The sequence below is a fragment of the Kitasatospora sp. NPDC048286 genome (genome assembly GCF_043201735.1).
Classification (GTDB): domain Bacteria; phylum Actinomycetota; class Actinomycetes; order Streptomycetales; family Streptomycetaceae; genus Kitasatospora.
In genome coordinates this window covers 682,694-702,330 of record NZ_JBICZE010000001.1, presented here as the reverse complement: position 1 = coordinate 702,330, position 19,637 = coordinate 682,694, and the positions used below count along the sequence as shown (strand labels likewise).

At 72.7% G+C, this 19,637-nt stretch carries 21 protein-coding genes and 1 tRNA gene; 8 read left to right on the top strand and 14 right to left on the bottom strand.

Features of this window, described 5'->3' with window-relative positions; genetic code table 11:
• Positions 1-655 precede the first annotated feature (655 nt).
• The 8 genes from ACGF13_RS03305 to ACGF13_RS03270 form a co-directional block, all read right to left on the bottom strand.
• Positions 656-1,561: an RNA polymerase sigma factor SigF gene (locus ACGF13_RS03305; protein ID WP_392868423.1), complete on the bottom strand. Its 906-nt coding sequence runs from the start codon at positions 1,559-1,561 to the stop codon at positions 656-658.
• A gap of 145 nt (positions 1,562-1,706) precedes the next feature.
• On the bottom strand, positions 1,707-2,552 hold the full coding sequence (locus ACGF13_RS03300) for an RNA polymerase sigma factor SigF (protein WP_392868421.1): 846 nt from the start codon (positions 2,550-2,552) through the stop codon (positions 1,707-1,709).
• Between the two features lie 326 nt (positions 2,553-2,878).
• Positions 2,879-3,172 (bottom strand): Dabb family protein, encoded by a 294-nt coding sequence (locus ACGF13_RS03295; RefSeq protein ID WP_392868419.1) that lies wholly within the window; start codon positions 3,170-3,172, stop codon positions 2,879-2,881.
• Between the two features lie 91 nt (positions 3,173-3,263).
• Positions 3,264-3,428 carry a hypothetical protein gene (locus tag ACGF13_RS03290; RefSeq protein WP_392868417.1) on the bottom strand — a complete coding sequence of 55 codons (165 nt, stop codon included), beginning with the start codon at positions 3,426-3,428 and terminating at the stop codon, positions 3,264-3,266.
• Positions 3,429-3,924: 496 nt separating this feature from the next.
• A tRNA-Ser gene (locus ACGF13_RS03285) sits at positions 3,925-4,011 on the bottom strand.
• Between the two features lie 92 nt (positions 4,012-4,103).
• A complete protein-coding gene (gene tadA, locus ACGF13_RS03280) occupies positions 4,104-4,628 on the bottom strand; it encodes a tRNA adenosine(34) deaminase TadA (protein ID WP_392868415.1) in 525 nt (174 codons plus the stop codon).
• A gap of 49 nt (positions 4,629-4,677) precedes the next feature.
• The gene (locus ACGF13_RS03275) at positions 4,678-5,235 is read right to left on the bottom strand and encodes a tRNA adenosine deaminase-associated protein (protein ID WP_392868413.1); all 558 of its coding nucleotides are present in this window, start codon (positions 5,233-5,235) and stop codon (positions 4,678-4,680) included.
• A 324-nt stretch (positions 5,236-5,559) separates the two neighbouring features.
• A complete protein-coding gene (locus ACGF13_RS03270) occupies positions 5,560-5,763 on the bottom strand; it encodes a hypothetical protein (RefSeq protein ID WP_392868779.1) in 204 nt (67 codons plus the stop codon).
• Positions 5,764-5,959: 196 nt separating this feature from the next.
• On the opposite strand from ACGF13_RS03270, the gene upp reads away from it, so the two are divergent.
• Positions 5,960-6,595, top strand: a complete 636-nt coding sequence (gene upp, locus ACGF13_RS03265; RefSeq protein ID WP_392868411.1) for a uracil phosphoribosyltransferase — start codon at positions 5,960-5,962, stop codon at positions 6,593-6,595.
• Positions 6,596-6,677: 82 nt separating this feature from the next.
• Here upp and ACGF13_RS03260 read toward each other — a convergent pair whose 3' ends face one another.
• The gene (locus tag ACGF13_RS03260; RefSeq protein ID WP_392868778.1) at positions 6,678-7,358 is read right to left on the bottom strand and encodes a LytR C-terminal domain-containing protein; all 681 of its coding nucleotides are present in this window, start codon (positions 7,356-7,358) and stop codon (positions 6,678-6,680) included.
• Between the two features lie 271 nt (positions 7,359-7,629).
• On the bottom strand, positions 7,630-7,926 hold the full coding sequence (locus tag ACGF13_RS03255) for a type II toxin-antitoxin system VapB family antitoxin (RefSeq protein WP_030061387.1): 297 nt from the start codon (positions 7,924-7,926) through the stop codon (positions 7,630-7,632).
• Positions 7,927-8,108: 182 nt separating this feature from the next.
• Here ACGF13_RS03255 and ACGF13_RS03250 point away from each other — a divergent pair, with 182 nt between their 5' ends.
• Positions 8,109-8,576 (top strand): helicase HerA-like domain-containing protein, encoded by a 468-nt coding sequence (locus ACGF13_RS03250; RefSeq protein WP_392868409.1) that lies wholly within the window; start codon positions 8,109-8,111, stop codon positions 8,574-8,576.
• Here the strand turns inward: ACGF13_RS03250 and ACGF13_RS03245 are convergent.
• Together ACGF13_RS03245 and ACGF13_RS03240 are read right to left on the bottom strand one after the other, a co-directional pair.
• Positions 8,519-9,685, bottom strand: a complete 1,167-nt coding sequence (locus ACGF13_RS03245) for a hypothetical protein (protein WP_392868408.1) — start codon at positions 9,683-9,685, stop codon at positions 8,519-8,521. The genes ACGF13_RS03250 and ACGF13_RS03245 overlap by 58 nt on opposite strands.
• A gap of 140 nt (positions 9,686-9,825) precedes the next feature.
• Complete coding sequence (locus ACGF13_RS03240) at positions 9,826-10,497, bottom strand: rhomboid family intramembrane serine protease (RefSeq protein WP_392868406.1); 672 nt, start codon at positions 10,495-10,497, stop codon at positions 9,826-9,828.
• Between the two features lie 86 nt (positions 10,498-10,583).
• Between ACGF13_RS03240 and ACGF13_RS03235 the strand changes: the two genes are divergently transcribed.
• The gene (locus tag ACGF13_RS03235; protein ID WP_392868404.1) at positions 10,584-11,102 is read left to right on the top strand and encodes a YbhB/YbcL family Raf kinase inhibitor-like protein; all 519 of its coding nucleotides are present in this window, start codon (positions 10,584-10,586) and stop codon (positions 11,100-11,102) included.
• A 9-nt stretch (positions 11,103-11,111) separates the two neighbouring features.
• The gene (locus tag ACGF13_RS03230) at positions 11,112-11,996 is read left to right on the top strand and encodes a hypothetical protein (protein WP_392868402.1); all 885 of its coding nucleotides are present in this window, start codon (positions 11,112-11,114) and stop codon (positions 11,994-11,996) included.
• Here ACGF13_RS03230 and ACGF13_RS03225 read toward each other — a convergent pair.
• Positions 11,993-12,970, bottom strand: a complete 978-nt coding sequence (locus ACGF13_RS03225) for a helix-turn-helix transcriptional regulator (RefSeq protein WP_392868776.1) — start codon at positions 12,968-12,970, stop codon at positions 11,993-11,995. The two genes, ACGF13_RS03230 and ACGF13_RS03225, sit on opposite strands and share 4 nt — an antisense overlap.
• Positions 12,971-13,102: 132 nt before the next feature.
• Between ACGF13_RS03225 and ACGF13_RS03220 the strand changes: the two genes are divergently transcribed.
• Positions 13,103-14,629 carry an MFS transporter gene (locus tag ACGF13_RS03220; protein ID WP_392868400.1) on the top strand — a complete coding sequence of 509 codons (1,527 nt, stop codon included), beginning with the start codon at positions 13,103-13,105 and terminating at the stop codon, positions 14,627-14,629.
• A 169-nt stretch (positions 14,630-14,798) separates the two neighbouring features.
• Here the strand turns inward: ACGF13_RS03220 and ACGF13_RS03215 are convergent, their stop codons facing one another.
• Complete coding sequence (locus ACGF13_RS03215; protein WP_392868398.1) at positions 14,799-15,449, bottom strand: HhH-GPD-type base excision DNA repair protein; 651 nt, start codon at positions 15,447-15,449, stop codon at positions 14,799-14,801.
• A 264-nt stretch (positions 15,450-15,713) separates the two neighbouring features.
• On the opposite strand from ACGF13_RS03215, the gene ACGF13_RS03210 reads away from it, so the two are divergent.
• The 3 genes from ACGF13_RS03210 to ACGF13_RS03200 all read left to right on the top strand — a co-directional run bounded on the left by ACGF13_RS03210 (position 15,714) and on the right by ACGF13_RS03200 (position 19,635).
• Positions 15,714-16,061 carry a DoxX family protein gene (locus ACGF13_RS03210; RefSeq protein ID WP_392868396.1) on the top strand — a complete coding sequence of 116 codons (348 nt, stop codon included), beginning with the start codon at positions 15,714-15,716 and terminating at the stop codon, positions 16,059-16,061.
• 198 nt (positions 16,062-16,259) lie between these two features.
• Entirely contained in the window at positions 16,260-18,713 is a 2,454-nt protein-coding gene (locus tag ACGF13_RS03205) for a germacradienol/geosmin synthase (protein WP_392868394.1), read from the top strand.
• A gap of 124 nt (positions 18,714-18,837) precedes the next feature.
• The gene (locus ACGF13_RS03200; protein ID WP_392868392.1) at positions 18,838-19,635 is read left to right on the top strand and encodes a VOC family protein; all 798 of its coding nucleotides are present in this window, start codon (positions 18,838-18,840) and stop codon (positions 19,633-19,635) included.
• Positions 19,636-19,637 lie beyond the last annotated feature (2 nt).

Sequence of the window (19,637 nt, the reverse complement as noted above, 5' to 3'; positions counted from 1 at the left end):
TCGCCGCTCGCCTGCCCGTGTAGCTGTTCGCGGGCAGCAGGCTGCCCGGGGCCCATCCTGGTCGAGGGACAGCGGTGCGAGGGACCAATTGGGCGAGAGTGCAGCGAACCTGTTACCAACGTTCATGGCGAAGCCATGAAGGCGCTGATTGTGACCGGAACTGTACCGGCGGCGCAAATAATGAATTGAGAATGAAAAACCGGAAGCCGAGTGCTACACGTGGTTACCGACGGTGCGGCCCAGTGGGGCGGACGGGACACCTGCACTGTTGCCCTTGCCCATCACACTCTTGCACATCCCGCTGCCCCGTTGGGCAGGTTCATGCAATATCGGGCACCGCTGTGCCATGTGACAGTCCGAATATGCAATGGAAGTGCTCGCGCGGTTGATCAGCATACCGAGCCGCGGGGATTCCGGAGCGTACGGAATGCGTCACCGGAGCCGGGCGGAACGCCGCTGGTCGGACGCGGGCGCCGGTGCCGCGCGGCGCGCCGGACACCCGGGATCCGGGCCGCTGACGGGCGGCTGACGGGCTGATTCCCCGTCGCGGGGCGGTGCTGCGCGGCGATGGCCTGAACCGTGCCACCGCGCCGGATCGGCCCGGCACGCGGCGCGGGGCCGGGCCGAAGAACGGCCCGGCCCCGGTGCGGCGGGCTCAGCCCTCGTTGACCAGCCCCTCGCGCAGCTGGGTGAGCGTCCGGGTGAGCAGCCGGGAGACGTGCATCTGGGAGATCCCGATCTCCTCGCCGATCTGCGACTGGGTCAGGTTGCCGAAGAACCGCAGCATGATGATCCGGCGCTCGCGCGGCGGCAGCTTGGCCAGCAGCGGCTTGAGCGACTCCCGGTACTCGACGCCCTCCAGCGCGAGGTCCTCGTAGCCCAGCCGGTCGGCCAGCGGCCCGTCGCTGTCCTCCTCGCCGGTGCTGGAGTCGAGCGAGCTGGCGGTGTACGCGTTGCCGACCGCGAGGCCCTCGACCACGTCCTCCTCGCTGACCCCCAGGCAGGTGGCCAGCTCGGCGACGGTGGGGGAGCGGTCCAGCCGCTGGGAGAGTTCGTCGCCGGCCTTGGTGAGCGCCAGCCGCAGCTCCTGGAGCCGCCGCGGAACGCGGACCGACCAACTGGTGTCCCGGAAGAAGCGCTTGATCTCGCCGACCACGGTGGGCATCGCGAAGGTGGGGAACTCCACCCCGCGCTCCGGGTCGAACCGGTCGATCGCCTTGATCAGGCCGATCGTGCCGACCTGGACGATGTCCTCCATCGGCTCGTTGCGGCTGCGGAAGCGCGCCGAGGCGTACCGGACCAGCGGCAGGTTGAGCTCGATCAGGGTGTCGCGGACGTAGGCGTGCTCGGTGCTGCCGGGGTCCAGCGAGGCCAGCCGCAGGAACAGCGAGCGGGAGAGCGTCCGGGTGTCCAGCCCGGAGCCGGGCGGCGTCTCCGATCCCGCGTCGGGGCCGGGCGGCCGGACCGGTTCGACCCGCTGCCGCGGGACCAGGTCCTCGACGACGGCCGTGCCGTTGGCCTGGCCAGCGTGGATCTCCGCAGTGCCCAGCTCTCCGGACATGCACCCACCCCCTTGTGACTGTCGGTTGAACGGGGGCCGTCGCGCGGTGGTTCCCGGGCGAGGGCCTTCCCCCTCCATACCGGAACACGGTCCACGGCAAACCCGAACGTCGCAAGATGTCACGCCGGGGTGACGCGCTGCAATCTCACTCTTCCCAGGAGTTGCCGGTTCGAAGCCTGGTCAGGATCCGTGAGAGCAGCCGGGACACGTGCATCTGGGACATCCCCAGCTCGGTGCTGATCTGGGACTGGGTCAGGTTGGCGAAGAAGCGCAGCATCACGATCCGCCGCTCCCGCTCGGGGAGCTGGACCAGCAGGTGGCGGACCATGTCCCGGTGTTCGACCTCGGCCAGCGCGGAGTCCTCGTACCCGAGCCGGTCGAGCAGGGCGAGCCCGCCCTCGTGCTCCTGCGCGGCCTCCAGGGACGCCGCGTTGTAGGCCCGCCCGGCGTCCAGGCAGGCCCGGACGTCCTCCTCGGGGATCCGCAGGCTGGCGGCGATCTCGGGCACCTTGGGCACCCGCCCGTGCAGCACCGTCAGCTCCTCCATCGCGCCGCTGACCTGGACCCACAGCTCCTGGAGCCGGCGCGGGACGTGCATGGTGCGGACGTTGTCCCGGAAGTAGCGCTTGATCTCGCCCAGGATGGTCGGCAGCGCGTAGGTGGGGAACTGGACGCCGCGGCCGGGGTCGAAGCGGTCGATCGCGTTGATCAGGCCGATCGTGCCGACCTGGACGACGTCCTCCATGGGCTCGCTGCGACTGCGGAAGCGGGTGGCCGCGTAGCGGACCAGCGGGATGTTCACCTCGATCAGGGCGGCCCTGACCCGTTCCCGCTCGGGGGTGTCGGGGGGCAGTTCGGCGAGCCGCTCGAACAGCACCCGGGTCAACGTCCGGACGTCCACGACGGGCCGGCCGCCGGGGCCGCGCAGCCGGTCCGGGCGGAGCTCGCCGGCCGGGCTGGTGATCGCAGCCAGCACTTCGTCCACGGACACCTCACCCCTCCCAAAGTCGTCGACGGCGGGCCCCGCGGATCGGGTGTCGCGGCCGGTTCTCCACCTAGCCAGGTCCGGCAAAACCGGTCATAGCATCACAAGGTGGGCACAGGTCGGGCAAGCACCCGACGGAGGTGTGTTGGTGGGGCTTTCAACGTTTCCCGGGCCGGCCGGCGAAGCGCCGCACGGGTCGCTCCGGGGACGGAGCAGAGCGCCCCGCCCGCGGGTGCGGACGGGGCGCGGCGGCCGTCCGGGGGAAGGGCCCGGGACGGGCGCGGGACCGGCTCGGGGCGGGCCGGTCGGACGGCTCGGGGCCGGACGGGTGCTCAGACCTCGACGTCGGCGATGACCCAGGTGGCGAACTCGCGCCAGAGGCCGGCCGCCGCCTGGTGGTCCGGGTGGGTCAGGTAGGCCTGGAGGGCGTCGCGGTCCTCGACCAGGCTGTTGATCGCGTAGTCGTACGCGATGTCGCGCTCGGTGGTGTTCCAGCCGCACTCCCACTCGCGCAGCTCGGGGATCACCGCGCCGAGCGCCTCGAAGGCCTTGGCGCCGGCGAGCACGCGCTCTTCGTCCTTGCCGACGCCTTCGTTGAGCTTGAACAGGACCAGGTGGCGGATCACGATTGCCGCTCCTCGCGGACGGGGACAGAGGGTCCCGCACACCGTAGCCGGTGCACGGGGGCCGGCGGCCATTCGAAGGGGTGGCCGTCCGTCACTTGATCAGACCTGTCATGAAGGCGCCGACCGCCTTGGCCGCGTTCGAGATCCCCTCGAACCCGAGCTGCACCAGCTCGGCGGACCGCGAGGGGGAGGTGATGATCGAGTAGAGCACGAAGACGAGCAGGAGGACCATGCCGATCTTCTTCGCCTGCGCCATCGGGTGACCTTCCTCCGAGCCGTGGGCCGCCGTCATCCGGTCCCCGAGCGGCCTGCAGGGGCAGCTTATCCACCCGGACGGGCTATCAAGTGTGCGACGCGTTCGGCCGGCGGGACGAAGGTCCCCGCGAGTGAGGCCTTTCTCCGGGTGCCCCGTCGTGGGCCGGGCGGCAGGATGGAAGACGTACCGAGGATCTGGCAGGAATCCCCGGTGCATGGATCCGGAGCTCCCCGCTGTGGGACCGGTGGCCGCGGCTTCCCCCCGACGCGGCGCCGGTTGTGGGACTCCGTCGGGGGAGCGGTCGGTCCCCCCGAGCCGCTCCCCCCTCCAGGCTCCGTACGGACCGGGCACCGGTGGTCATCGGCCCGGGGTACGGAGCCGTTTTCGTTCCCGCTCCCGTGTCCGCGCCGACCCGTGCACGGCGCCGGTGGGCGGCGCACCGACCCGACAAACGCCGAGGGCCCGTCCGGATCGGACGGGCCCTCGGGCTTTCGAGCGGTAGCGGTGGGATTCGAACCCACGGTGGAGTTGCCCCCACACACGCTTTCGAGGCGTGCTCCTTTGGCCGCTCGGACACGCTACCGAGAGGAACTCTACCGGAGGGGTGGCGCAGTCACGAAATCCGTATCGCCGCGGCTTCCGGCGGGCCCTCGGCGGCGGGAGTTCAGCGGGTGTTCAGCGGTGGGTGTCGAAGAAGGCGCGCAACTGCTCGCCGCACTCCTCGGCGAGGACGCCCCAGACCACCTCGGGGCGGTGGTTGAGCCGGCGGTCGCGCATCACGTCGAAGAGCGAGCCGGCCGCGCCGGCCTTCTCGTCGAGGGCGCCGTAGACCACCCGGTCGATCCGGGACAGCACGATGGCCCCGGCGCACATCGTGCACGGCTCCAGCGTGACGACCAGCGTGCAGCCGCTCAGCCGCCACTCTCCGATCTGCTCGGCCGCCTGCCGGATCGCGACCACCTCGGCGTGCGCGGTCGGGTCGCCGACCGCCTCGCGCTCGTTGTGGCCGCGCCCGATCACCCGGCCGTCCGGGCCCAGGACGAGTGCCCCGACGGGTACGTCCCCGGTGGCCGGCGCCAGCGCGGCCTCGGCGATGGCGAGGCGCATCGGCGCCGCCCAGCGGTCGCGGACCGGGTCGGGGCGGACGGGGGCGGGCAGCGGGGGGACGTGCGGGACGGTCAGCGAGGTGGCGGGCTGCATGGCATCCAGTGTCGGGTATCCGGTGGCGGACACCGGCACGGCCGACCCGCTACCGGACGGCCTCCAGGACCTCGCCGCAGCCGAGGGCCTCGGCGATCTCCTCCAGGGCGTCGCCCGGCACCGCGCCCTCGCCGCTGAGCGCGAGCAGTTCCTCGGCGGCGAGGCCGAACTCGGTGAGCAGGTGGGCGTCGCCGAGCGGGCCGACCGGGACGCCGCCGCGGACGTCGGCCTCCTCCTCGTCCTGCTCCTCGGCCTCCTCGGCCTCGTCCAGCAGGTGGTCCAGGTCGCCGAACTCGCTCTCTCCGGCCTGGTCGACCAACTCGTCGGTGAGGACGGAGCCGTAGGAGCTGCGGGCGGCCGCGGCGCCGTCCGACACGAAGATCCGCGGGTCCTCCTCGCCGTCCACGCGGACGATGGCGAACCAGGCGTCCTCCTGTTCGATGAAGATCAGGACGCTGTCGTCGTCCTGGGTGGAGTCGCGGGCCAGGTCGGCCAGATCGGCCAGGGTTTCGACGTCGTCGAGTTCCGTCTCGCTCACATCCCACCCGTCCTCGGAGCGAGCAAGCACTGCAGCGAAGTACGCCACCAGGGACACTCCCAAGATCATCGGTCTCGGCTGTCGGCGCGCACGGGCAACGCGGAAAACTGGCCGCCCCCGCGCCAGAGGCGGTCCGCTTGTTCGGACCGTCCCATCGGAATCGTGACAGAAAGCCCGCCCTCGCGGGGGGTGTTCGGCAGCGCGTCTTTGCAGGTCGTGTCGGAAGGACCGGGTGGCGGAGGGCGTTTTCCGGCCGGGGCGGTCCGAAGCCGGTCGAAATTTGCTCCGAACGCCGGAACGGGGCCGCCGCCGCCGATCGCGGGCGGTCCGGGGGCCGCGCCGGGTGCGCGTCAGGATCGCGTCAGGACGGGCCGGGGGCGCCTCCGGGTCGTGTCAGATCCGGAAGGTTCGCATCCGCATCGCCTCGCGCATCCGCCGCTCCTTGGTCCGCCGGGGCTGGACCCGCTCCCGCAGTTCGCGCGCCTCGGTGAGCTCGCGCAGGAAGACGGCCCGCCGCTTGCGGCGCTCCGCCTCGGTCTCCGGGTGGTCGTACGGCGGGCCCTGGCTGCGGCCCGCCCCGTCGAAGGGCTCGTCCATCGAGCCGTCCCCGGCGTTCGGGTTGCTCGTCATAAGACGTGACATTCCCAGAACGGCCCGGTTGATACCACAGAAGGCACTTCCGTCCGGACAGCCGCGGCGGGTCACGGCGTGTCACCGGCGTGTCACCCGCACCTGCGCGCGGGTGGGGCACGGCGAGTCGTACACCCGTCCAGGAGCGGGCTAACCTCGATACATGCGTCTCCACGTCGTCGACCACCCCCTGGTCGCCCACAAGCTCTCCACCCTGCGCGACGAGCGCACCGACTCGCCGACCTTCCGTCGCCTGACCGACGAGCTGGTGACCCTCCTCGCGTATGAGGCCACCCGGGACGTCCGCACCGACGAGGTGGAGATCACCACGCCCGTGGCGGTCACGCTGGGTACCCGGCTCAGCTACCCGCGCCCGCTGGTGGTCCCGATCCTGCGGGCCGGCCTCGGCATGCTGGACGGGATGACCCGCCTGCTGCCGACCGCCGAGGTCGGCTTCCTCGGCATGGTCCGCAACGAGGAGACCCTCGAGGCCTCCACCTACGCCACCCGGATGCCGGACGACCTCTCTGGCCGCCAGGTCTACGTGCTCGACCCGATGCTGGCCACCGGCGGCACCCTGGTCGCCGCGATCAGGATGCTGATCGAGCGCGGCGCGACCGACGTCACCGCCGTGGTGCTGCTGGCCTCCCCCGAGGGCGTCGAGGTGATGCGACGGGAGCTGGCGGACCTGCCGGTCACCGTGGTCACCGCCGCCCTGGACGAGCGGCTCAACGAGAACGGCTACATCGTCCCCGGCCTGGGCGACGCGGGCGACCGGCTCTACGGCACGGCCGGCTGAGCCTGCCCACCCGAACCACCGAACACCGAGAGCCCCCGGCGCTGCGTCTGCCGGGGGCTCTCCTGTCCGTTCGTCCGGTGGGTCAGCAGCTGCCGGTGGCGGCCGGGGTGGGGGAGGGCTTGGTGGCCAGCGCGAGGGCGGCGGCCGCCTGGGTCTCGTCCAGCAGGGCGTTGTAGCTGTCGCCGATCACGAAGTCCACGCTGGCGTCGGTGCGGGCGTCGGCGGTGACGGCGGCCCCGGCGATCTGCGAGCCGACCAGGGTGCCCGCGCCGGCGCCGGTCGGACCGGCGATCACCTGGGCGGTGCCGGGCACCTTCTTGTCCAGCTCGGCCGGGGCGTTGCCGACCTTGCCGATGACGAAGCCGCGCTTCTTGAACTCCTCGGCCGTCCGGCCGGCCAGACCGGCCTTGGTGGTGGCGTTGTAGATGTTCACGGTGACCGCGGTGGGCTGCGGGACGGCGTTCGGGTCGCCCTGCCCGGCGGCCGGGGCACCGGCGGCGGGGGCGCCCGGGGCGGCCCCCGGGGTCGGGGCGGCCAGGGCCTTGCCGGACGGGGTCGCGCAGGCCTGCGCCGAGGCGTTCTTGTTCCTGCCGGTGAAGATGTCGTACAGCTGCACGCCGCCGAGCGCGACCAGGGCCAGGGCGAGCAGGCCGGCGAGTGTGGCGACCACCTTGCGGCTCTTCTTCGGGGGCCGGCCCAACCGCGGGTAGGTGTTGCCGGTGACGCGGTACTGCTTCCCCTTGAGGCCTCGGGGAGTCAACATGCTCACGGTTTGTCTCCCCCTCGTGCCAGGGCGGGGTCGGGATGACGGATCGGCCGGGTGGGGACCTCCCCCGGTGCGGGCGGAATCCCCTGGTCGCGGCCGTAGTCAGCAGCGTAGTGCCGTACGGCTTCGAAGGTACTAAACGATCATCATCTGGCGTACCCCGGTACCCGAAAGGGGGTACCGGGGTACGGACGGACCGCCCTCCGCCGGGTGGCGGGGGGCGGTCCGGAAGGTCCGTGCGGGAGGGACGGCCCCGGGGTGGGGCCCGTCACTCCATTTCGAGGACACGGGCGTGCAGCACCTGGCGCTGCTGCAGCGCCGCGCGGACGGCCCTGTGCAGACCGTCCTCCAGGTAGAGGTCGCCGTGCCACTTCACCACGTGGGCGAAGAGGTCCCCGTAGAACGTCGAGTCCTCGGCCAGAAGGGTTTCGAGGTCGAGTTGACCCTTGGTGGTCACCAGCTGGTCGAGTCGCACCGGGCGCGGGGCGACGTCAGCCCACTGGCGGGTGCTCGTCCGGCCGTGATCCGGGTACGGCCGCCCATTGCCGATGCGCTTGAAGATCACACGGAAAGCCTACCGTTTGGGTGGCGGATGGCGCAGCAGCCGCGGCGCCGCCACGCGCGCCGGTGTGAACTGCGCATGGACGAATGCGGCTGTTTGATGGGAAATGTCGCGAACATCGCCCGGTGCCGATCGGGTTCCGCGCCGATGCCGAAGCGTTCCGAAGCGTTCCGATCTGGTCAGAAGTGGACGGCACCGCGTACCCGGACGCCCGGGTGCGCATCCCGCTGGGCGCGCTCAACCGGCACGGGCTGGTCGCCGGGGCCGCCGGCACCGGCACGACCAAGACCGTCCAGCTGATCGCCGAGCAGTTCTCCGGGCGGGGCGCGCCGACACCGGTCGCGGCGACCGGGCTGCGGGCGCCGCGGTCGCTGACGGGGCCGATCGAGGCGGCGGCCCTGCGGGCGGTGGTGGACACCTCGCCGCTGACGGCGCGCTACCGGGACGCGATCGAGCGGGAGTCGGCGTACGAGAAGCTGATGGCGCGCGCCCCCAGGCCGGAGGCGGCGCCGGTCGAGCCTCTTCGGGACGTCCAAGCGGCGCCGCTGAGCGGCCGGGTGGGCGGCGGTGTCCGGCTGCCCGGGGCGCCGGGCGGTCAGCCGGCGAGCGCGGCGCCGATCCGGTCCAGGGAGGACAGCCGCATCAGGCCGTAGTGGTAGAACTCCACCTCGGGGACGCCGAGTTCGCGCAGGGTGGTGATCTTGGCGGCGAGGTTCTCCGGGCCGTCGCAGTCGGGGGACATCGGGCGCAGGATCACCGCCATGGACCGCGGACGGACGCCGTGCAGGGCGAAGGCGGCGATCTTCTCCCGGACGGCCTCCGGGGTCCGCTCGTAGCCGAGGGTCTCGACCTGGTCGGTGACCTGCGCGAGGGCGGGCAGGTCGATGCCGGCGAGCCAGCCCCTGCCCGGGCCGCCGCCGTCCATGAAGCTCAGCCGCATGCCGTGCCGGCGGGCCTGCTCGGTGAGGTCGGCGGCCAGCGAGGTGACGGTGGCGGCGGAGGCGTCCACGTAGGCGGCGAAGGCGCCGTCGGCGAGGGCGCTCAGGTCGGCCGGCTCGGCGGCCGCGGCCTCGTCGGCCAGCCGGCGGCGCAACTCGGCGCGGACCGCCTCGGCCACCTCCTCGGCCGGGACCCCGGCGGCGGTGGCGGCGGTGCGGCAGTGCGGGCAGAAGCAGACCCCGAGCAGGGCCTCGGCGGTCGGGCCCAGCTCCTCGAAGTAGCGCTCGTGGTGGTAGCCGTGGCGCAGGCCGTGGAAGTGCAGGGACTCGGCGCGGATCGCGTCCACGCCGTACCGGGCCAGTTCGGCGACCAGGGTCAGCGCGTACTCCCTGACCTCCGGGTTCGCCGGGCAGAGCTCGGTGAGGTGGCGGTCGCCGAAGGCGTTGGCCGGGGCGCAGTCGGGGTGGGCGAAGCCGAGCCGGTCGTTGTGGCAGAAGACCGTCCAGGCGTGCAGCTTCAGGCCGCGGCGGCGGGCCTCCTCGGCGGCCTCGGCGAAGGGGTCGCGCTCGCCGATCGCGGTGGACGGCACGGGCGCGAGGCGGCGGCCCAGCCAGCGGACCGGGTCGGGGCGGAAGTACGCCGCGCCCGGCTCCAGGTAGCGGAGCACCCGCCGGGGGTTGTGCGGGAAGACGTCGCGGGCCTCGTGGTAGACCGAGGCGAGGGTCACGCCGCCGACCCCGGCGCGGTCGGTGAGGTTGCCGAAGAAGGTGTCGGCGCCCTCGTCGAGCAGGTCGGTGGCGAAGGCGAGGACGGACGACTCCACGGTGCGGCTCCGGAGCTGGGGGAGGGTGAGCCGTCCACGCTATCCGCAGGCGTCGGGATTGGTCTATACCTGATGGCCCGGGTGGGTTACGGGGGCCGCGGCCGGCTGTGGCGCCGGCCGTGGGGCGGCCGCGGCGCGGGCTACAGGCCGAGCTCGTCCAGCTGCTTGAGCAGGGCGGTTCCCGGGCTGTCCGGGGTGTTCGCCTGCTTCGCGGCCGACTGCGTGGCCCGCTTCGAGGCCGGCTGGTCGCGGAGCAGGAAGGCGGCGGCCAGTCCGCCGATCAGCCCGCCGAGGTGGCCCAGCCAGCTGACGCCGGGGGTGACCGGCAGCACCCCGATCAGGATGGTCGAGTAGACCACCGCGACGACGATGCCGACCACCGCGTCCAGCACGTTGCGGTCCAGGACGCCGCGCAGCACCACGTAGCCCAGGTAGCCGTAGACCATGCCGCTCGCGCCGGCCGTCACGGTGTTCGGGCTCTCCAGCAGCCAGACCAGCAGGCCGCCGGACACCGCGATCACCAGGCTGGCCAGCAGGAACTTCCGCATGCCCCGGTAGGCGGACAGGAAGCCGAGCACGAACAGCGGCCAGGAGTTGGCCTCGATGTGGCTCCAACTGAAGTGCAGGAACGGCGAGGTGAACATCTCCGGCAGGTCGCCGACCTGCTCCGAGCGGAGGCCGAACTCCCGCGACAGCCCGTAGTCGCCCAGCCAGTTGGCCACCTGCACCGACCAGATGACGGCCTGGACGCCGAGCATCGTGAACAGCGCGCGGCGGGAGTCTGCGAACAACTGGGCGAATTTGGCGGCCATGCCACCGACTCTAGGGGCGCCGGGAGCGTGCGTGCACCCCATTACAGTGACCTCTGTCATTCCGACCGTGAGAGGTGGCACACCCCATGAGCAATCGCCCGCCGCTGCCGTACGAGTTCCTGCCGAAGGTGCCGTCGTTCCGGCTGAGCAGCCAGGACATCACCGAAGGCGGCACGTTGGGGCAGGAGTTCATCCACGCCGGCGGCAACCTCTCGCCGCAGCTGTCCTGGTCGGGCCTGCCGGAGGGCACCCGGAGCATCGCGGTCACCTGCTACGACCCGGACGCGCCGACCGGCTCCGGCTGGTGGCACTGGCTCGCCCTCGGCCTGCCCGCCGACACCGCCGAGCTGCCGCGCGGCGCCGGGTCCTCGGACGCCGACCTGCCCGGCGGGGCCTCCTTCCACGGCCGCAACGACTTCCCGTCCAACCGGTACGACGGCGCCGCCCCGCCGCCCGGCGCCCCGCACCGCTACGTCTTCGCGGTGCACGCGTTGGACGTCGAGAAGCTGGACGTCGCCGCCGACACCCCGCCGGCCCAGGTGGGCTTCAACCTCACCTTCCACACCCTGGGCCGGGCGCTGCTGACCGCCGAGTACGGGGTCTGAGTCTTGGCCGTGTCCGATCGCCCGGTCGAGGTCTGGCGGCTGCCCGAGGAGGACGTCCGGGCCGGCCGCCGGGCCCTGACCTGGACGGTCGGGCCGGGCGGGGAACTGGCCGTCCTGGTGGTGCCGGAGCAGTACGCGGCGCCGGCCGGATCGTGGCCGTACGCCCGGCTGCCGTTCGACGGCGAGGTGGTGGTGCGCGGCCCGCAGGGCGAGTGGCGGGTGCCGTTGGCCGGGGTCGGGGTCCCGCCCGACCTCCTGGCGCTGCTGCCGGGCGGGCGGGTGCTGCTGGCCGGGCGTCGGGCCGAGGAGTCGGCGGACGGTTGGGAGCGCAACGGCCTGGTGTTCGGGCCGGACGGCAGTCCGGCCCGGGAGCTGCAACTCGGTGACGACGTCCAGGCGTTGACCACCGACCGGGACGGCCGGATCTGGCTGGCCTTCGGGGACGAGGGCAACTACGGCGACAACCCGCTGGCCCGGTGCGGCCTGCTCGGGCTGGACACCGCCGGGCGGATCGTCTGGCGGCCGGACTTCAGGGAGCTGGGCGACGAACCGCTGGAGGGTCTCGCCGCCGCCACCGAGGGACGGCGGACCTGGCTGGCCTGGTACGGGGAGCGCAGCCACCTCACCGGGATCGACCCCGCCGAGGGCGAGCCCGTCGTCATGCGGCTGCCGGCCCGGCAACCGGTGGGCTTCGCGATCGCCGGGGACCGCGCCGTGTTCCTCCAGCCCGGCGGCGAGCTGCTGCGCTGCGAGCGGGAGAGCCGGAAGGGCTGGCGGGAGGTGCGCCGCGAGCGGGTGGGCGGCCTCGGGGAGCTCGACCGGGAGCGCGCGTACGGCCGGGACGGCGTGCTCTGGTTCCGCTCCGGCAACGGCTGGTACCGGGTCGGGGCCTAGGCCTGGGCCTGGGCCTGATCCCCCGCCGCGTGCTGGGCGCGGGCGGCGAGCCGGCGCAGGTGCTCGCGCAGCGCCGGCGGCTCGTGCACCTCGAAGGCGCAGTCCAGCGACAGCAGTCGCATCGCCGTCCACTCCAGCGAGTCCGAGCGGGAGCGGAGCCGGCAGCTGTGCGCGTCGATCGGTTCGACCTCCGCGTCGCCCGGCCGCAGGCTGTGGCGGACCCGCTCGGCGGGGGCGTGCACGGTGGCGACCACGGTGCCGCTCGGTGACGGGCGGCGCAGCTTGCCCGCCACGTACGCGGCGGCGTCCTCGGCGGGCAGCGGGCGCGGGGTGAAGCGCACGCCGGTGGTGGCCGGGCCGTTCACCCGGTCGACCCGGAAGAGCCGCCAGTCCGAGCGGTCCAGGTCGTAGCCGACCAGGTACCAGCGGCGGCCGACCGAGACCAGCCGCTCGGGCTCGACCTGCCGGTTGGTCTCGGCGCCGTCGTACGCCCGGTAGCCGAAGCGCAGCCGTTCCCGGGCGGTGACGGCGCGGGCGAGCACGGTGAGGTCCTCCGGGTCGACGGTCGGGCCGTCCCCGGTGAGCAGCGGCACGGTCGCGGAGTTGAGCGTCCCGACCCGGTGCCGCAGCCGGCCCGGCAGCACCTGGAGCAGCTTGCCGAGTGCCCGTACCGAGGCCTCCTCGATGCCGACCACGGCGTGCCCGGCCGCCGCGCGGAGCCCGACCGCGATGGCCACCGCCTCCTCGTCGTCCAGCAGCAGCGGGGGCATCGCCGTGCCCGCGACCAGCCGGTAGCCGCCGTCCGCGCCCATGCTGGCCCGCACCGGGTAGCCGAGCTCGCGCAGCCGGTCGATGTCGCGCCGGATGGTGCGGGGGCTGACGCCGAGACGTTCGGCGAGCTCGCTGCCGGGCCACTCGCGCGGCGTCTGGAGCAGGGACAGGAGGCTCAGCAGCCGGGCCGGGGTGTCGGTCATGCCGTCCAGCATGCCGTCCCGGAGAGCGGCGGTGGCGGCTGCCAACTGGGACAGGTTCTGACCTACATGCCCCGTACTGTCATGGGCGTGGAGAAGAGCGTCCCGGACGTGCGTAAGAAAGAGGACAACCGAATGAGCACCGCGGCAGCGGACCGGCGGAGGTGGATCGCGCTGACGATCGTGATGGTCGCCTCCTTCATGGACCTGGTGGACGTGACCATCGTCAACATCGCGATCCCGAGCATCCAGCAGGACACCGGCGCCTCCTTCAGCGCCATCCAGTGGGTCACCGGCGGCTACGCGCTGGCCTTCGCGATCGGCCTGATCACCGGCGGCCGGCTGGGCGACATCCACGGCCGCAAGCGGGTGTTCCTGATCGGGATCGGCGGCTTCACGCTGGCCTCGGCGCTGTGCGGGCTGGCCTCCGGCCCGGAGATGCTGGTCGCGACCCGACTGCTCCAGGGCGGGACGGCGGCGCTGATGGTGCCGCAGGTGCTGTCGATCATCCACGCGACCTTCCCGGCGGAGGAGCGCGGCAAGGTGTTCGGCCTGTTCGGCGCCGTGGTCGGCCTGGGCGCGGTCTCCGGCCCGCTGATCGGCGCGCTGCTCACCGAGTGGGACCTGTTCGGCCTGGCCTGGCGCCCGATCTTCCTGATCAACCTGCCGGTCGGAATCGCCGGGCTGCTGCTCGGCCGCCGCTTCATCGACGAGTCGAAGGCCGACCAGGCGCTGAAGCTGGACCTGGTGGGCGTGGCGCTGGCCAGCCTCGGCCTGCTGATGCTGATCTACCCGCTGACGCACGGCCGGGAGGCCGGCTGGCCGCTGTGGGGCTACCTGTCGATGGCCGGCAGCCTGCCGGTGTTCGCGCTGTTCGTGGTGTACGAGCGGGTCAAGACGCGGCGGGACGGTTCGCCGCTGGTGGAGCTGGCGCTGTTCCGGGTGAAGTCCTTCGCGGCCGGGATCTGCGTGCAGCTGGCCTTCGGCGTGGCGCTCGGCATCTACTTCCTGGTCTGGACCCTCTACATGCAGGTGGGGCTGGGCTGGAGCCCGCTCAAGGCCGGTGCGACCGGCATCCCGTTCTCGATCGCGGTCTCCACGGCGGCCGGGCTGTCGGTGCAGAAGCTGGTGCCGCGGTTCGGGCGGAAGGTGCTGCAGACCGGCGCGCTGGTGATGGCGGCGGGCGTGCTCGTCTACATCTGGGAGGCGGACCGGTACGGGACGGCGATCACGGCCTGGCAGATGGCGCTGCCGCTGGTGGTGATGGGCCTCGGCATGGGGCTGATCGTCGCGCCGATCACCGACGCGGTGCTGGCGGAGGTGCCGCGCGAGCACGCCGGTTCGGCGTCCGGGCTGATCAACACCGTGCAGCAGGTGGGCAACGCGCTCGGGCTCGGCCTGGTCTCGGTGGCCTTCTTCGGGGCGATGGACGACGTGGTCGCGCCGGAGGCGCTCGGGACGGCGTTCGGCGGGGCCTTCGTGCACGCGATGTGGTGGGTCGCCGGGGTGCTGCTCGTGGTGTTCCTGCTGATGTTCGCGCTGCCGCGGCGGCGCAAGGCGGCCGGGTCAGCCGGGGCGGTGGCCGGGTCGGCGGCCGGATCGGTCGGTGCCGACGGCTCGGCCGGTTCCACCGCGGAGGAGCAGGAGCCGGTCCTGCTCTGACGGAGTGCTCCCGTGCGCGGGCCCCGGTCGCGCGGCGCGGCCGGGGCCCGCGTCGCGCTCTGGGAGGGCCCGGTCGGCGTACGGCCGACGGGGTGGGCGGTCGGGTGGGTCGGTCCGGCCGGTCGGGTCGGTCTGATCGGTCTGGCCAGTCGGTTCGGTCGGTCGGTGATCAGCGCGCACCGGTCGGGGCGGCGGTGGGGGCGACGGACGCGCGGGTGGTGGTGCGCGGCTTGGCGGCGGCCTTGGCCTCCTTCGCCGCGCGCTTCACCTCCTGCTTGAACTCCCGTACCAGGGTGAGGGATTCGGGCCCGGTGATGTCGGCCACCGAGCGGTGCGCGCCCTCCTCGCCGTACACCCCGGCCGCCTCGCGCCAGCCCTCCGGCCGTACCCCGTACTGCTTGCCGAGCAGGGCCAGGAAGATCTGCGACTTCTGCTTGCCGAAGCCGGGCAGGGCGTTGAGGCGGCTGAGCAGTTCCTTGCCGGTGCGGACGTTCTTCCAGAGCGCGGCGGCGTCGCCGTCGTACTGCGCGACGAGGAACTGGCAGAGCTGCTGCACCCGCTTGGCCATCGCGGCCGGGTAACGGTGGACCGCGGGCTTCGCGGAGAGGAGCGCGACGAACTCCTCCGGGTTGTAGGTGGCGATCTCGTGGGCGTCCAGGTCGTCGTGGCCGAGGCGCTGGGCGATGGTCAGTGGGCCGGTGAACGCCCACTCCATCGGGACCTGCTGGTCCAGCAGCATGCCGACGAGCGCGGCGAGCGCGCTGCGTCCGAGCAGTTCGTCGGCCTCGGGCTGCTGTGCGAGCCGAACGGTGACGTCCATGGGCTTGCCCTCCTCGGAGTTGACGTCGGGTCGGCGCCCAGTCTGGTGGAAGCGGCGTTGCCGTACGCAGTCAACACGCCCGTGACCGGGGAAGTCTTGTCTCTTCAAGGCCTTGCCGGAGCTGCATAGTTCGTTGGCGGAGCGGTTGTCGAGGACAACGGCGGAGTGGCGCGGAATATTTTTTGCCCGCGTCCGTCACATCCGTCGGGTGTCCCGGGTCAGGGGAGTGTCGAACCGAACAGCCGTCGAATGAGGAGCACTCCAATGTCCGTCGCCCACACCGTCGTCACCGTCCTCGGCGCCCTCATGGTCGGCTTCTCGGCCTACTCCGTCTTCGCCGGCGCCGAGTACGTCGTGAAGCCCCTCGCCGACTACGGCGTCCCGCGCGCCTGGTGGCCCTGGCTCGGCGTCGCCAAGGCGGCCGGCGCCCTCGGCCTGCTGGCCGGCCTCGCCGTCCCGGCCGTCGGCTACGCGGCCGCGGTCGGAGTGGTCCTCTACTTCCTCGGCGCCGTGCTCACCGTCCTGCGTGCCCGCGCCTATGCCCACGTCCCCTTCCCCCTCCTCTACCTGGCGCCCGCCGCGGCCTCCCTCGCCCTCGGCCTCGCGTCCTGAACCGGGGCCGCCCCTACGGGCCTTGCGTGTGGGGGCGGTTGTCGGGGTGTGCGGGGCGGGGAGGGCGCTCGGCCGGGTGGGTGGATTCGGGTGGGCATGGCGAGTCATTTCATATGACTATTTTGGTTGTGCCGATGCGGTGACCTGACGGCGGGTCATTCTTGGTTCACCCGACGCGTCCAGAAAGGCCCGCCCGCCGTGACCCAGCCGTTCGAACTGCCGTCCTTCTACGTGCCGCACCCGGCACGCCTCAACCCCCATCTGGACGAGGCACGGGCCCACTCCACCGCCTGGGCCCGGAAGATGGGGATGCTGGAGGGATCAGGAATCTGGGATCAGGCCGACCTGGACGCCCACGACTACGGCCTGCTCTGCGCGTACACCCACCCCGACGCGTCGGCCGAGGCGCTGTCGCTGGTCACCGACTGGTACGTGTGGGTCTTCTTCTTCGACGACTACTTCCTCGACATGTTCAAGCGCACCAACGACCGCGAGGCGGGCAAGGCCCACCTCGACCGGCTGCCGCTGTTCATGCCGGCCGACCCGGGCGCCGAGCTGCCCGAGCCGGAGAACCCGGTCGAGGCGGGGCTGGCCGACCTGTGGCGGCGCACCGTGCCGGCGATGGGCGAGGACTGGCGGATCCGGTTCGCCGCGAGCACCCGGAACCTGCTGAACGAGTCGCTGTGGGAGCTCGCCAACATCGGCGAGGGCCGGGTGGCGAACCCGGTCGAGTACATCGAGATGCGCCGCAAGGTCGGCGGCGCGCCCTGGTCCGCGCAACTGGTCGAGTACGCGGCCGACGCCGAGGTGCCGCAGGAGGTGTCGGGCTCGCGGGCGCTGCGGGTGCTGATGGACGCCTTCTCCGACAGCGTGCACCTGCGCAACGACATCTTCTCGTACCAGCGGGAGGTGGAGGACGAGGGCGAGCTGAGCAACGGCGTCCTGGTGCTGGAGCGGTTCCTGGAGTGCTCCACCCAGGAGGCCGCCGAGGCGGTCAACGACCTGCTCACCTCACGGCTCCAGCAGTTCGAGAACACCGTGTTCACCGAACTGCCGGTGCTGTTCGCGGAGACCGGGCTCGACCCGGCGGGCCGCGCCCGGGTGATGGCGTACGTCAAGGGCCTCCAGGACTGGCAGTCCGGTGGGCACGAGTGGCACCTGCGCTCCAGCCGGTACATGAACGGTGGTGGGGCGGCCGGGGGTTCGGGCGGTGAGGTGGCGCCCGGATCGGGCGGGTCCGGGGGCGGCAACTGGTGGGACCAGTACGCGATCGGGGGCATCGGCACCTCGGCACTGGACATCCTGCGCAGCACCGCCATGACGGCCCCGGCAGACCCGGCAGTCGCGGCGGCCTCGGTGGGGAAGCGCGCGACGGCGGTGGCCAGGGGCGCGGCGGGCCCGGAGGGACGGCGGGCGCGGTCGTACGGCCACGTGCCGTACCGGGCTGTCGGGCCCTCCAGGTTGCCCGAGTTCAGGCTGCCGTACGAACTCCGGCTGAGCCCCCACCTGGACGGCGCCCGGGAGCGCGTGGTCGAGTGGGCGGAGCGGATGGGACTGCTCTCGGCGGAGCCGGGCGCCCCCGCGTCCGGCATCTGGGACGCCGCGTCGATGCGCGACTACGACCTCCCGCTCTGCGCGGCCGGCATCCACCCGGACGCCACGGCCGACCAACTCGACATCGCCTCGGCCTGGTTGGCCTGGGGCACCTGGGCCGACGACTACTACCCCCGGGCCTTCGGGCACACCCGTGACCTGGGCGGCGCCAAGGCCGCCAACGCGCGGCTGTCGCTGTTCATGCCGGTGGACGGCACCCCCGCGCCGGAGCCCGCCAACGCGCTGGAGCGCGGCCTCGCCGACATCTGGGAGCGCACCGCCGGCCCGATGACCGTCGAGGCCAGGGGCCGGTTCCGGACGGCGGTCGAGGCGATGCTGGACAGCTGGATCTGGGAGCTGGCCAACCAGATCCAGAACCGGATCCCGGACCCGGTGGACTACCTGGAGATGCGCCGCTCCACCTTCGGCTCCGAGCTCACCACGAGCCTCTCCCGCCTCGGCCACGGGGAGTCCGTGCCGCCGGAGGTGTACGACCACGGCTCGATGCGCGCGCTGGAGAGCTCCGCGATGGACTACGCGTGCATGATGAACGACCTCTTCTCGTACCAGAAGGAAGTCGAGTACGAGGGCGAGCTGCACAACACCGTCCTGGTGGTGCAGAACTTCTTCAACTGCGACTACGAATCGGCGGTCCGGATCGTCGACGACCTGATGCACTCGCGGCTGGACCAGTTCCAGCACGTCGCGCAGAAGGAACTCCCGGTCATGTACGCGGACTTCGGGCTGGAGCAGGCGGCCCGGGAACTGCTCGACGGATACGTGGGCGAACTGCAGAACTGGCTCGCGGGCATCCTGAGTTGGCACGAGGGCTGCCGGCGGTACGGGACGGCCGACCTGGAGCGGCACTTCGGCGCGGGACGGGACCTGGCGGAGGCCTCGCGGGCCCGGCGGGCGGCCACGGCGGCGGCCGCCGAGGCGCCTACGGGGCCGGCGGTGCCGGTGGCGCCCTCGGTGCCCACGGCCTCGGCGGTGCCCCCGGTGCCGCTCGGCCCGACCGGCCTGGGGACGGCCTCGCTGCGCCTGTCGGCGAACGGCTGACGTCGCACGGCGCACCCGCGCGGGCCATCCCGTGCGGGTGCGTCGCGTCGTGGCTAGGCTGGCGAACCGGGGGCGGCACGCGCCCTCCCGGCGCGCGCACTTCGCCACACACGAGGGCAGAGAGATGGCCGCGCTACCTGAGGGCACGCCCTGCTGGGCCGACGCGATGTTCACCGACCTGGAGGGCGCGAAGGCCTTCTACGGCCACGTGCTGGGCTGGACCTTCGGCGAGAGCTCGTCGGAGTTCGGCAACTACACCCAGGCGTACTCGGGCGGCAAGGCGGTCGCCGCGATCGTGCCGCCGATGCCCGGCGCGGAGGCCAGGTCCGCCTGGTGCCTGTACCTGGCCTCGCCGGACGCCGGAGCCACCGCGGCGCGGATCCGCGCCAACGGCGGGGAGGTGGCCATGGGGCCGCTGCAGGTCGGCGACTTCGGCACGATGGTGATCGCCAAGGACCCGGCGGGCGTGGTGTTCGGGGTCTGGCAGGCCGGGCGGCACGAGGGCTTCGAGAAACAGGGTGAGCCCGGCGCCTACAGCTGGGCCGAGCTGGTGACCCGCGAGCCCGCGAAGGCGGACGCCTTCTTCCCGGCCGTGTTCCCGTACGGCGTGCGGAAGATGGAGGGCGGGGACTTCGACTACCGGCTGTTCCAGGTCGGCGACCGGCCGGTGCTGGGCCGGATGGGCGCGGAAGGGGACTTCCTGCCGCCCGAGGCGCCCTCGTACGTCAGCGTCTACTTCGCGGTGGACGACACCGACGCCGCGATCGGACGGCTGACGGAGCGCGGAGGCAAGGTGTACTTCGGGCCGATGGACAGCCCGTTCGGCCGGTTCGCGGCGGTCGGCGACCAGCAGGGCGCGGCCTTCGGGCTGATCGACCTCGGACGGACGGTCGGCGATCAGCCGAAGACGGTGGAGGCCTGACG

Coding starts and splice junctions, on each gene's coding strand:
- ACGF13_RS03260 (WP_392868778.1), bottom strand. CDS start 7,358: ATGTTGACTCCCCGAGGCCTCAAGGGGAAGCAGTACCGCGTCACCGGC.
- tadA (WP_392868415.1), bottom strand. CDS start 4,628: ATGCAGCCCGCCACCTCGCTGACCGTCCCGCACGTCCCCCCGCTGCCC.
- ACGF13_RS03210 (WP_392868396.1), top strand. CDS start 15,714: ATGTCCGTCGCCCACACCGTCGTCACCGTCCTCGGCGCCCTCATGGTC.
- ACGF13_RS03305 (WP_392868423.1), bottom strand. CDS start 1,561: ATGTCCGGAGAGCTGGGCACTGCGGAGATCCACGCTGGCCAGGCCAAC.
- ACGF13_RS03200 (WP_392868392.1), top strand. CDS start 18,838: ATGGCCGCGCTACCTGAGGGCACGCCCTGCTGGGCCGACGCGATGTTC.
- upp (WP_392868411.1), top strand. CDS start 5,960: ATGCGTCTCCACGTCGTCGACCACCCCCTGGTCGCCCACAAGCTCTCC.
- ACGF13_RS03220 (WP_392868400.1), top strand. CDS start 13,103: ATGAGCACCGCGGCAGCGGACCGGCGGAGGTGGATCGCGCTGACGATC.
- ACGF13_RS03235 (WP_392868404.1), top strand. CDS start 10,584: ATGAGCAATCGCCCGCCGCTGCCGTACGAGTTCCTGCCGAAGGTGCCG.
- ACGF13_RS03240 (WP_392868406.1), bottom strand. CDS start 10,497: ATGGCCGCCAAATTCGCCCAGTTGTTCGCAGACTCCCGCCGCGCGCTG.
- ACGF13_RS03275 (WP_392868413.1), bottom strand. CDS start 5,235: ATGATCTTGGGAGTGTCCCTGGTGGCGTACTTCGCTGCAGTGCTTGCT.
- ACGF13_RS03225 (WP_392868776.1), bottom strand. CDS start 12,970: ATGACCGACACCCCGGCCCGGCTGCTGAGCCTCCTGTCCCTGCTCCAG.
- ACGF13_RS03270 (WP_392868779.1), bottom strand. CDS start 5,763: ATGGACGAGCCCTTCGACGGGGCGGGCCGCAGCCAGGGCCCGCCGTAC.
- ACGF13_RS03290 (WP_392868417.1), bottom strand. CDS start 3,428: ATGGCGCAGGCGAAGAAGATCGGCATGGTCCTCCTGCTCGTCTTCGTG.
- ACGF13_RS03215 (WP_392868398.1), bottom strand. CDS start 15,449: ATGGACGTCACCGTTCGGCTCGCACAGCAGCCCGAGGCCGACGAACTG.